Genomic DNA, 10,469 nt, shown 5'->3' on the forward strand with positions numbered 1-10,469 from the left:
CCGGGAGACCGGCCGCCGCCCTCCGCACCAAGCCCGCGGAGGCCCAGGGCGGTTGCCGAACGGGCCTGCCAGGGGCCAGGGTGAACGGCATGGACGAGGAGCGCGGGATCACCCCGGACTGGGAAGAGCGACTCGCGGCCCTCTGGGCCGCCTTCGACGACCACGCGGCGGCCGGGCGGGAGGCGGAGTTCCGTGCCGCGGTCGACGCGCTCGTGGCCGAACTGCCCGGGGACGGCCCGGTGGGGCCCTTCGAGCGGGCCTGCGCCTTCGACTCGACGGGCCATCCCGGTGACGCGGTGGCCCTGTACCAGGACGCGCTGCGACGGGGACTCGTCGGCTACCGCGGCCGCCGCGCCAGGATCCAGCTGGCGAGCTCGCTGCGCAACGTCGGCCGTGCCGAGGAGGGCGTCGCCCTGCTCGAGCCGGAACTCGACGCGCCCTCGGACGAACTCGACGACGCCGTCCGCGCCACCCTCGCCCTGTGCCTCGCGAACCTCGGCCGGGAACGGGAGGGACTGTCGCTGGTGCTGGGTGCGCTGGCGCCCCATCTGCCCCGCTACCGGCGCTCGATGGCCGAGTACGCGCGACTGCTGGTCGAGCCGGGCGACTGAGCCCGCGACCCCCGGGCGAGAGCATCTTGTGGCTGATGCCCTCCATCTCGTCGCGCAGTTCACTGAAGCGCAGGGTGCGCTCACCGAGTAACCACAAGAGACCGAGGAAGCCCGCGTCCGGTGGACCCGGGCCTGGGCGCCCTCAGGTCGGGCCACGCCTCACGCGTCGGCGCCCGGCTCCCGCGGAGCAGCGCCTCGCGTGCGCAGCAGCAGCCGCTGGAGTTCGCGGGCCGCACGCGGCGGGGCCACGTCGCTGCGGTGCGCCAGGGCGATGGTCCGGCGCAGCCCGGGGCGGGCGAGGGCGGTGACCCGCAGGTCGCGGCCCGCGCGCGCGGCGACCATACGGGGGACGACCGCCAGGCCGAGCCCCGCCCGCACGAAGCCGAGCACCGCGTCCATCTCCCCGCCCTCCACCGTGAACGCCGGCTCGAAGCCCTCCGCGCGGCACGCCGCGACCGTGAGCTCCCGCAGGTCGTACCCGTGCCGGAACATCACCATCGGCTCGCCCTGGAGATCCGCGATCCGCACCGGGCGGCGCGGCGCCGGGGACGCCGCCGAGGAGACCACCACCAGGTCCTCCTGAAGCAGCTCCACCGTGGTCAGCGCCGGGGACGGGGCCGGCAGCGGCAGCACCACCAGGGCCAGATCGAGCGCGCCGCGCGCCAGCCCCCGTACCAGGTCGTGCGAGCCGCCCTCCTCGATCAGCAGCTCGATCCCCGGGTGGAGGTCGTGGAAGGCGCGCAGCACGTCCGGCAGCAGGCCGGTGCACACGCTCGGTGTCGCCCCCAGCCGCACCCGCCCCCGGCGCAGCTGCGCCAGCTCCTGCACCTCGTGCCGGGCCGTGTCCGCGTCGGCGAGGATCCGCCGGGCCAGCGGCAGCAGCGCCTCGCCCGCGTCGGTGAGGGCGATGTTGCCGCGCGCCCGGCTGAACAGCTCCGCCCCGAGCTCCTTCTCCAGCGCCCGGATCTGCTGCGACAGCGAGGGCTGGGAGACGTGTACGCGCTCCGCGGCCCGGGTGAAGTGCCGGGTCTCCGCGACGGCCACGAAGTACTGGAGCTGCTGGAACTGCATCCCTCCACGATAGCCCCTGCCTATCGAGATGAGCCGGACCATGTCTTGGACCTCTCGGCATCCCTCCGCCTAGCGTCGTGTCCATGGCTCTGGCAACGCGGACGGGCCGACGGCCGTCCATGACGCGCACGCTGTGGGGATCGACCGTCGGCAAGAAGACGGTGATGGCCCTGACCGGCCTGATCATGCTCGGCTACCTGGTCGTCCACATGCTGGGCAACCTCAAGATCTTCTTCGGTTCCGGCGAGTTCAACGGCTACGCCCAATGGCTCCGCACCCTGGGCGAGCCCTTCCTCCACCACGAGTGGGCGCTCTGGATCGTCCGCGTGGTCCTCCTCGCCGCCGTCGTACTGCACGGCGTGTCGGCCTACCAGCTCAGCCGGCGGGACATCCGGGCCCGCCCGAACGGGTACGTCCACAAGCGCCGGCGCGCGAGCTACGCCACCCGCACCATGCGCTGGGGAGGTGTCATCCTCGGGCTGTTCATCGTCTGGCACCTGCTGGACCTGACCACGCTCACCGTCAACGAGAACGCCCAGCCGGGCAGGCCGTACGAGAACGTCGTCGCGACCTTCTCCACCCCCTACGGCAACGCCGTCTACCTCACCGCGATGCTCGCCCTCGGCCTGCACGTCCGCCACGGGTTCTGGAGCGCCGCCCAGACCCTCGGCGCGGGCAGCGCGCGCCGCGACCGCGCGCTCAAGGCCGCCGCAAACGGCCTCGCGCTGGTACTGACGCTGGGCTTCGTCTCGGTACCCGTCGCCGTCATGACCGGAGTCGTGAGCTGACATGAGCTATTCGCACTACGAGACCGGCGCCCCGATCGCCGACACCAGGGCACCCGAGGGCCCCATCGCCGACCGCTGGGACCGCCGCCGCTTCGCCGCCAAGCTGGTCAACCCGGCCAACCGCCGCAAGCACACCGTCATCGTGGTCGGTACGGGCCTCGCCGGCGGCTCGGCCGGCGCGACCCTCGCCGAACAGGGCTACCACGTCGTCCAGTTCTGCTACCAGGACTCCCCGCGCCGCGCCCACTCCATCGCCGCCCAGGGCGGCATCAACGCGGCCAAGAACTACCGCAACGACGGCGACTCCGTGCACCGCCTCTTCTACGACACCGTCAAGGGCGGCGACTTCCGGGCGCGGGAGTCCAACGTCCATCGGCTCGCGCAGATATCCGTGGAGATCATCGACCAGTGCGTCGCCCAGGGCGTGCCCTTCGCCCGGGAGTACGGCGGCCTCCTCGACACCCGCTCCTTCGGCGGCGTCCAGGTCTCCCGTACGTTCTACGCCCGCGGCCAGACGGGCCAGCAGCTGCTGCTCGGCGCCTACCAGGCGCTGTCCCGGCAGATCGCGGCCGGCAACGTGGAGATGCACCCCCGCACCGAGATGCTGGACCTGATCGTCGTCGGCGGGCGGGCCCGCGGCATCGTCGCCCGCGACCTGGTCACCGGCCGGATCGACGCGTACACCGCGGACGCCGTCGTCCTGGCCACCGGCGGCTACGGCAACGTCTTCTACCTCTCGACGAACGCGATGAACTCCAACGCCACCGCCGTGTGGCGGGCCCACCGGCGCGGCGCGTACTTCGCCAACCCCTGCTTCACCCAGATCCACCCCACCTGCATCCCGCGCACCGGCGACCACCAGTCCAAGCTGACGCTGATGAGCGAGTCGCTGCGCAACGACGGCCGGATCTGGGTGCCGAAGGCCAAGGGCGACACCCGCCCCGCGGGCGAGATCCCCGAGGACGAGCGCGACTACTACCTCGAGCGCATCTACCCGTCCTTCGGCAACCTCGTGCCCCGGGACATCGCCTCGCGCGCGGCGAAGAACGTCTGCGACGAGGGCCGCGGCGTCGGCCCCGGCGGCCAGGGCGTGTACCTCGACTTCGCCGACGCCATCCGCCGCCTCGGCCGGGCCGGCGTCGCGGAGAAGTACGGCAACCTCTTCGACATGTACGAGCGGATCACCGCGGAGAACCCCTACGAGGTGCCGATGCGGATCTATCCCGCCGTGCACTACACCATGGGCGGTCTGTGGGTCGACTACGACCTCCAGACCACCGTGCCCGGCCTGTTCGCGATCGGGGAGGCCAACTTCTCCGACCACGGCGCCAACCGGCTCGGCGCCTCCGCGCTGATGCAGGGCCTCGCCGACGGCTACTTCGTCCTGCCGTCGACGATCAACGACTACCTGGCACGCCATCCGCACGCCGAGGCCGTCGACACGGCCCGGCCCGAGGTCGCCGAGGTGCTCGCGGAGACCCGGGACCGGCTGCGCCTGCTGCTCTCCGTCGACGGCGACCGCACACCGGACTCGTTCCACCGCGAGATCGGCGAGCTGATGTGGGAGTTCTGCGGCATGGCCCGCAGCGACGCGGGACTGCGCAAGGCCCTCGACCGGATCCCGCGGATACGCGAGGAGTTCTGGCGCCGGATCAAGGTCCCGGGCAGCGGCGAGGAGCTCAACCAGTCGCTGGAGAAGGCGAACCGCGTCGTCGACTACCTGGAACTGGCCGAGCTGATGTGCCTCGACGCACTGCACCGGACGGAGTCCTGCGGCGGCCACTTCCGCGAGGAGTCCCAGACCGCGGACGGCGAGGCGCGGCGCAGGGACGAGGAGTTCTCCTACGCCGCAGCCTGGGAGTTCGCCGGCACCGGCGCCCCGCCCGTCCTGCACCGGGAAGACCTCGTCTTCGAGTACGTCCACCCCACCCAGCGGAGCTACGCATGAAGCTCAGACTGCGCGTCTGGCGCCAGAAGAACGCCGACGCACCCGGCGCCATGGTCACCTACGAGGTCGACGGCGTCTCCCCGGACATGTCGTTCCTGGAGATGCTCGACGCCCTCAACGAGGAACTCACCCTGCGCGGGGAGGAGCCGGTCGCCTTCGACCACGACTGCCGCGAGGGCATCTGCGGGGCCTGCTCGCTGGTCATCAACGGCGACGCGCACGGCCCGGAGCGCACCACCACCTGCCAGCTCCACATGCGCTCGTTCGAGGACGGCGACACGATCGACGTCGAGCCGTGGCGGGCCTCGGCCTTCCCGGTGGTGAAGGACCTGGTGGTGGACCGCTCGGCGTTCGACCGGATCATCCAGGCCGGCGGCTATGTCTCGGTCCCGACGGGGTCCGCCCCGGAGGCACACGCCACGCCGGTCCCCAAGGCCGACGCCGACTCCGCCTTCGAGCACGCCGAGTGCATCGGCTGCGGAGCGTGCGTCGCCGCCTGCCCCAACGGCTCGGCGATGCTCTTCACCTCGGCGAAGGTCAACCACCTCAATGTGCTCCCGCAGGGCGCGCCCGAGCGCGAGACCCGGGTCCTCGACATGGTCGCCGCCATGGACGAGGAGGGCTTCGGCGGCTGCACCCTCACCGGCGAGTGCGCGACGGCCTGCCCCAAGGGCATCCCACTCCCGTCGATCACCGCGATGAACCGCGAATGGCTGCGCGCCGCGCGGAAGGTGAAGCGGTAGGAGCACCGGCCCGGCACGGCTGCCAGGCACGGCTGCGCGGACGCCGACGCCTCGGACGGGCCCCGGGCCCGGGCCGCCGCCCGCGGTGTGACCCGCCTGGCGTGTGACTCGCCCGGCGTGTGACTCGCCCGGCGTGTGACCCGCCCGCCGTGTGACCCGCCCGGCGGGCCCGCTCCCGGCCGGGCGTCAGTCCGTGAAGGACCCGTGCCGGCCCGCGCCGCCGGCGAAGCGGGCCGCACCGGACGAGGTCTCGCCGGCGGTCAGCGGCACGAGACCGTGCCGGTGTTCCCGGGCGAGCGCCTCGGGCTCGGGCAAGCCGTGCTGCTCGCGTACGGAGAGCCGGTCGTGGCGCAGGCACAGCTGGGGGAACGCGGCGATCTCGCGGGCGAGCCGCTCGGCCGCACCGCGGGACTCCCCGGGCGGGACGAGCCGGTTGGCGAGGCCGATGTCGTACGCCTCGGCGGCGGGCACCGGACGGCCGGTGAGGATCAGGTCCAGGGCGCGGCTCTCTCCGATGAGCCGCGGGAGCCGCACCGTCCCGCCGTCGATCAGCGGGACACCCCAGCGGCGGCAGAACACCCCGAAGACCGCGTCCCGTTCGGCGACGCGCAGATCGCACCAGAGGGCGAGCTCCAGGCCGCCCGCCACGGCATGGCCGGAGACCGCCGCGATCACGGGCTTGCCCAGCCGCATCCGGGTCGGGCCCATCGGGCCGTCGCCGTCCGCGGTGACCGAGTTGGCGCGCTCGGTACCGACGGCCTTCAGATCGGCGCCCGCGCAGAACGTCCCGCCCTCGCCGCACAGCACGGCGACCGAGGCGTCGTCGTCCGCCTCGAACTGCCGGAAGGCGTCGGCCAGCAGCGCTGCCGTGGGGCCGTCCACCGCGTTGCGTACCTCGGGGCGGCTGAGGACGACGGTGAGGACGGGGCCGTCGCGTTCGATCCGTACGGCCGGGATGTCGCCCATCGCCCGTCCTCCTCGCTGACGCGTCCGTATGCCGGTGCCTGGTGCCTGGTGCCTGGTGCCTGGTGCCTGGTGCCTGGTGCCCGGTTGGGGCTGGCTCCGCTCGGGCCCGGTCCGGCCTGGTGCCGTCCGGTGACCGGTGTTCGGGTCGGCCCGAGGATCCTTCCGTGGCGCCGGGTACGGCACAACCCCGCGGACCGGCCGCGACCGTTTGCATGAAGGTATTCACGACCCTGCTCTTGGCATATTTTCCGGACAGATTCACGCTGTGACGCCCGACACCCCGAATGGACACCTGGTGAAGATCTTTCACCGGATCGTCACCATCTGCTGCGGTTCTTGCGTCCCGACGGCGCCGCACCTGCCGCAAACCGCAAGATCAACATGATTCAACCCTGCACATTCTGTGGCGACTTGTCCGTATGGCGGCCAACCTGTCCGCCCCGACTACTGCCCGGCCGCGTACGGCCGGTAGGGATGGTCACGGCGGTTCCGGCCCGACCACCGCAACCGCCTCTCCACCACATCCACTTGGGGGTAACGCATGTCCGGATTCACCCGCCGCCGCGCGCTGGGCGTCGCCGCGGGCACCGCCGCCGGCCTCGCCGCGGCAGGCGCCGCTCACGCCGCGATGCGGAGCACCGGTCCGCAGCCGCAGGGCGCCCACGGCGCAACCGCCGTGCCGGGCTCGTTCGACGAGGTCTACCAGGGCCGCCGCATACAGGGCGGCCCCACGCACGACGGCGGTCACGACGGCGGCCACGGGGGCGGACACCACGGCGATCACGGTGCCGGCTACACCGTCCGCATAGACGGGGAGGAACTCCACGTCATGCGCAACGCCGACGGCACCTGGATCAGTGTCATCAACCACTACGAGCCCCGGGCCACCCCGCGGGCCCTCGCCCGTGCGGCCGTCACCGAACTCCAGGGTGCCGCCCTCGTCCCGCTCGACCTCGGCTGAACCGGAGCGCCACCGCCATGACCGTACGCAAGAACCAGGCCCAGCTCACCGCCGACGAGAAGCGGCGGTTCGTCAACGCCCTGCTCGCCCTCAAGCGGAACGGGCAGTACGACACCTTCGTCACCACCCACAACGCCTTCATCATGAGCGACACCGACAACGGAGACCGCGTCGGTCACCGCTCGCCGTCGTTCCTGCCGTGGCACCGGCGATTCCTCATCCAGTTCGAGCAGGCCCTGCAGTCCGTGGACCCGTCGGTGGCGCTGCCCTACTGGGACTGGACGGCCGACCGCACCACCGCCTCCTCGCTGTGGGCCGCCGACTTCCTCGGCGGCACCGGCCGCGCACGCGACGGACAGGTCATGGACGGCCCCTTCGCGGCGTCGTCCGGCGGCTGGACCGTCAACGTCCGCGTCGACGGCCGCAACTTCCTCCGCCGCTCGCTGGGCGCCGGGGGCCGGCAGTTGCCGACGAGGGCCGAGGTCGACTCCGTACTGGCCATGTCCACCTACGACGCGCACCCGTGGAACAGCGCCTCGGACGGCTTCCGCAACCACCTGGAAGGCTGGCGCGGCGTCAATCTGCACAACCGCGTCCACGTCTGGGTCGGCGGCCAGATGGCGACCGGAGTCTCCCCGAACGACCCGGTGTTCTGGCTCCACCACGCCTTCATAGACAAGCTCTGGGCCGACTGGCAGCGGCGCCACCCGAACTCGCCCTACCTGCCCGCCGCGGGCACGCCGAACGTCGTGGACCTCCGCGACACCATGCGCCCGTGGAACGACGTGACCCCGGCGGACATGCTCGACCACCGCCCGCACTACACCTTCGACACGGCGGCCTGACCCGGGCCGTCCGCCCCGGGCACGGAGTGACCCTCCGTGCCGGGCACGCCGGCCGGTGACCTCCGCGTCACCGGCCGGCGCGCGGCGTCCGCATTCCCCGGCCGTTCGCTTCCGGTGCCCCTCCCTGCCCTCGGCCGGGTTCCCGGTGCCCCGCCGCCGACCGGTCCCGGTGGGCACCCGGTGCGCCGGGGCTGCCCGCGGGACACCGGGCCGCCCGGGCCGGTATCCGGCCGGAGCAGACCCCGCAGATCGGGCCTACCGGCGCTCCAGCCAGTCCCCGTAGTACGTCGGGCCCAGGTCGGAGCCCTCCGGCGCGACCAGTACGTCTCCCGCCACCAGCGCGAACGGCCCCGCCCGGTCGTCGGTGACCACACTGCGTCCGTCGGGACGCGCGGCCAGGGCGATCCGGCCCAGCTCGTCGAGCGGGAACACCTCGGGTCCGCCGATGCCGCGGACGCCCTGCAACGGGGTGCCGGCCGCGGTGCCCACCAGCGCCGCGGACACGTCGGACGCGGCGATCGGCTGCAGGGGGGTGCGCGGCAGCCGGACGACGTCGCCGTCGGTGGTCCATGACATGATCGCTTCGACGAACTCGTAGAACTGCGTCGCCCGAACGATCGAGTACGGTGTCCGCCCGCTCGCGACGATCTCCTCCTGCGCGGTCTTGGCCCGGTAGTAGTCGAGCTGGGGCACCCGGTCCACGCCGACGATCGAGAGAATCACCAGATGGCGCACACCGGCCTCCTCGGCCGCGGCCGCCACGGCGTTCGCCGACGACTGGAAGAAGTCGACGGAGGAGGCGTCGAACGTGGGGGAGTTCGTCACGTCGATCACCACGTCCGCGCCGGAGAAGGCACCCCGCAGACCCGTGCCGCTGACCACGTCGACCCCCGTGGAACGGGTGGCGGGGACGACGTCGTGCCCGGCCTCCGCCAGCCGCTCGACGGACTGCGAGCCGATCAGGCCGCTCGCCCCCAGGACCGTGAACCTCATGACGCACCTTTCGCCGGCCGTTCGCGTTCCCGAAACCTCATGCGGTCATGAGGTCATGAGGTCATGGCGTCATGCGGTCATGGCGTCATGACGGCATGAGGCCCTGACGTCATCAGGGTTGAGGTCAACGGCGCGCACCGGACCGTCCGTGGTGAGTGATCGACCCCAGGCGGGCCGCGAGGGCGCCGGGTGTCCGGGCGCGTCCCGGGCAGGCGGATCCTCGCCCGCACCGCACCCGCCGGCACCGGACCGATCGCGGCCGGATGCGCAGACTCCCGACCGGAGCAGCCCTCGCACCACCGTACGCCCCGGGGCGCGGCGGCCGCACTCCGGACAGGAGGCGGGCGGCGCACCGGCCGGCCGGGGGCGGAGCAGCCGGGATCCGGACGGGCGGGCCGACCAGGTGCCGCTGCCCGTTGACGAGGGGTGGCGGGCATGCGGGCGGGCCGTACCCTTGGGGCCCGTGACGCAGCAGACACAGACGATCCGGGGCCGCGGGCCCCTCGCGGTCTTCGACCTGGACGGGACCCTCGCCGAGACCGGCCACCGGCAGCACTTCCTGGAGCGCAGGCCGCGCGACTGGGCCGGGTTCTTCGCCGCCGCGCCCGACGACACGCCGCTGGCGGAGGGGCTGCGGCTGGTCGCCGAGACCGCGGTGGAGTGCGAGGTCGCCTATCTGACCGGCCGCCCCGAGCGCTGCCGCGCGGCGACCGAGGCCTGGCTGGAACGCCACGGTCTGCCCCGCGGCCGCATCTGGATGCGGCGCGACGACGACCGCCGCCCCGCGCGCACGACCAAGCTGGAGGTCCTGCGCCGCCTCGGGCGCACCCGGGAGATCCGCGTGCTCGTCGACGACGACGAACTCGTCTGCGACGCGGCGGAACGCGCGGGCTTCCGCGTCGTCCGCGCCCGCTGGGCCACCACCTCCACGGCGATGCGAGAGGCCCAGCGGACGGAGGGCCGCACCTGACCGAACGCGGGGACACCGCGCCCGGCGCGTCGCCGCCGCCCACCGCCACGCCCCACACCCAGGCTCCACACCCCGGTTCCGTACTCCGGTTCCGTGCGGCTGGCACCGGCACCGGCACCGGCGCCGTGGATCCGCGGGGCGCCTACCGCCGGCCGGGTGACGGTGTCAGCCCGTGCCCTCCGCGTCCTCGATGCGGAATCCGACCTTCAGGCCGACCTGGAAGTGCTCGATCTCGCCGTTCTCGATGTTGCCGCGCACCTGCGTGACCTCGAACCAGTCGAGACCGCGCAGGGTCTGCCCGGCGCGCGCGATGCCGTTCCGGATGGCCTGGTCGACTCCCTCGTGCGAGGTGCCGACGATCTCGGTGACCCGGTAGGTGTGGTGGGACATGAGGGCCGCTCTCCTCTCAGCCGTGTCGTTGGCTCCAGTCCACCGTGCCCCAGCCGGTTCCGCTCCGCGAGGCGTACGCTCCGCGAGGCGTCGGCTCGGCGAGGCGTCCGCTCCGCGAGGCGTCCGCGCCCGACGCCGCCCCCGCCCGCCTCCCCGCCCGAGGTCGCCCGCCATTCAGACGGC

General features: G+C 73.0%; 11 protein-coding genes. 7 read left to right on the plus strand and 4 right to left on the minus strand.

What is annotated here, in order from left to right:
* Nucleotides 1-89: 89 nt before the first annotated feature.
* Nucleotides 90-611, plus strand: coding sequence for a tetratricopeptide repeat protein (locus tag DDW44_RS28410; RefSeq protein WP_017947266.1), 522 nt, complete (start codon nt 90-92; stop codon nt 609-611).
* Between the two features lie 159 nt (nt 612-770).
* Here the strand turns inward: DDW44_RS28410 and DDW44_RS28415 are convergent, their stop codons facing one another.
* Nucleotides 771-1,682, minus strand: coding sequence for a LysR family transcriptional regulator (locus DDW44_RS28415; protein ID WP_017947263.1), 912 nt, complete (start codon nt 1,680-1,682; stop codon nt 771-773).
* An 83-nt stretch (nt 1,683-1,765) separates the two neighbouring features.
* Here DDW44_RS28415 and DDW44_RS28420 point away from each other — a divergent pair, with 83 nt between their 5' ends.
* From DDW44_RS28420 to DDW44_RS28430, 3 genes are read left to right on the plus strand one after another with little or no spacing between them, the layout of a single operon-like run.
* Complete coding sequence (locus tag DDW44_RS28420; RefSeq protein ID WP_167455544.1) at nt 1,766-2,470, plus strand: succinate dehydrogenase; 705 nt, start codon at nt 1,766-1,768, stop codon at nt 2,468-2,470.
* Nucleotide 2,471: 1 nt separating this feature from the next.
* Nucleotides 2,472-4,418: a fumarate reductase/succinate dehydrogenase flavoprotein subunit gene (locus DDW44_RS28425; RefSeq protein WP_108908259.1), complete on the plus strand. Its 1,947-nt coding sequence runs from the start codon at nt 2,472-2,474 to the stop codon at nt 4,416-4,418.
* Nucleotides 4,415-5,161, plus strand: coding sequence for a succinate dehydrogenase/fumarate reductase iron-sulfur subunit (locus DDW44_RS28430; RefSeq protein ID WP_108908260.1), 747 nt, complete (start codon nt 4,415-4,417; stop codon nt 5,159-5,161). Before DDW44_RS28425 ends, DDW44_RS28430 begins: the two co-directional genes overlap by 4 nt.
* A 186-nt stretch (nt 5,162-5,347) precedes the next feature.
* Here DDW44_RS28430 and DDW44_RS28435 read toward each other — a convergent pair whose 3' ends face one another.
* The gene (locus tag DDW44_RS28435) at nt 5,348-6,127 is read right to left on the minus strand and encodes a crotonase/enoyl-CoA hydratase family protein (protein ID WP_108908261.1); all 780 of its coding nucleotides are present in this window, start codon (nt 6,125-6,127) and stop codon (nt 5,348-5,350) included.
* Nucleotides 6,128-6,668: 541 nt separating this feature from the next.
* Here DDW44_RS28435 and melC1 point away from each other — a divergent pair.
* On the plus strand, nt 6,669-7,088 hold the full coding sequence (melC1, locus tag DDW44_RS28440; protein ID WP_108908262.1) for an apotyrosinase chaperone MelC1: 420 nt from the start codon (nt 6,669-6,671) through the stop codon (nt 7,086-7,088).
* Between the two features lie 17 nt (nt 7,089-7,105).
* Nucleotides 7,106-7,933, plus strand: coding sequence for a tyrosinase MelC2 (gene melC2, locus DDW44_RS28445; RefSeq protein WP_108908263.1), 828 nt, complete (start codon nt 7,106-7,108; stop codon nt 7,931-7,933).
* Nucleotides 7,934-8,188: 255 nt separating this feature from the next.
* Here melC2 and DDW44_RS28450 read toward each other — a convergent pair whose 3' ends face one another.
* Complete coding sequence (locus DDW44_RS28450; protein ID WP_108908264.1) at nt 8,189-8,926, minus strand: SDR family oxidoreductase; 738 nt, start codon at nt 8,924-8,926, stop codon at nt 8,189-8,191.
* A 463-nt stretch (nt 8,927-9,389) separates the two neighbouring features.
* Here DDW44_RS28450 and DDW44_RS28455 point away from each other — a divergent pair, with 463 nt between their 5' ends.
* On the plus strand, nt 9,390-9,896 hold the full coding sequence (locus tag DDW44_RS28455) for a phosphatase domain-containing protein (protein ID WP_425275671.1): 507 nt from the start codon (nt 9,390-9,392) through the stop codon (nt 9,894-9,896).
* Nucleotides 9,897-10,061: 165 nt separating this feature from the next.
* Here DDW44_RS28455 and DDW44_RS28460 read toward each other — a convergent pair whose 3' ends face one another.
* Nucleotides 10,062-10,286, minus strand: a complete 225-nt coding sequence (locus DDW44_RS28460) for a dodecin (RefSeq protein WP_017947254.1) — start codon at nt 10,284-10,286, stop codon at nt 10,062-10,064.
* Nucleotides 10,287-10,469 lie beyond the last annotated feature (183 nt).

This window comes from Streptomyces tirandamycinicus (assembly GCF_003097515.1).
In the GTDB taxonomy this organism is placed as follows: domain Bacteria; phylum Actinomycetota; class Actinomycetes; order Streptomycetales; family Streptomycetaceae; genus Streptomyces; species Streptomyces tirandamycinicus.

Bases quoted from the DNA above. Each gene is read 5' to 3' on its own strand.
- melC2 (WP_108908263.1), top strand. From the start codon at position 7,106: ATGACCGTACGCAAGAACCAGGCCCAGCTCACCGCCGACGAGAAGCGG.
- DDW44_RS28415 (WP_017947263.1), bottom strand. From the start codon at position 1,682: ATGCAGTTCCAGCAGCTCCAGTACTTCGTGGCCGTCGCGGAGACCCGG.
- DDW44_RS28425 (WP_108908259.1), top strand. From the start codon at position 2,472: ATGAGCTATTCGCACTACGAGACCGGCGCCCCGATCGCCGACACCAGG.
- DDW44_RS28410 (WP_017947266.1), top strand. From the start codon at position 90: ATGGACGAGGAGCGCGGGATCACCCCGGACTGGGAAGAGCGACTCGCG.
- DDW44_RS28450 (WP_108908264.1), bottom strand. From the start codon at position 8,926: ATGAGGTTCACGGTCCTGGGGGCGAGCGGCCTGATCGGCTCGCAGTCC.
- melC1 (WP_108908262.1), top strand. From the start codon at position 6,669: ATGTCCGGATTCACCCGCCGCCGCGCGCTGGGCGTCGCCGCGGGCACC.
- DDW44_RS28435 (WP_108908261.1), bottom strand. From the start codon at position 6,127: ATGGGCGACATCCCGGCCGTACGGATCGAACGCGACGGCCCCGTCCTC.
- DDW44_RS28460 (WP_017947254.1), bottom strand. From the start codon at position 10,286: ATGTCCCACCACACCTACCGGGTCACCGAGATCGTCGGCACCTCGCAC.
- DDW44_RS28430 (WP_108908260.1), top strand. From the start codon at position 4,415: ATGAAGCTCAGACTGCGCGTCTGGCGCCAGAAGAACGCCGACGCACCC.
- DDW44_RS28420 (WP_167455544.1), top strand. From the start codon at position 1,766: ATGGCTCTGGCAACGCGGACGGGCCGACGGCCGTCCATGACGCGCACG.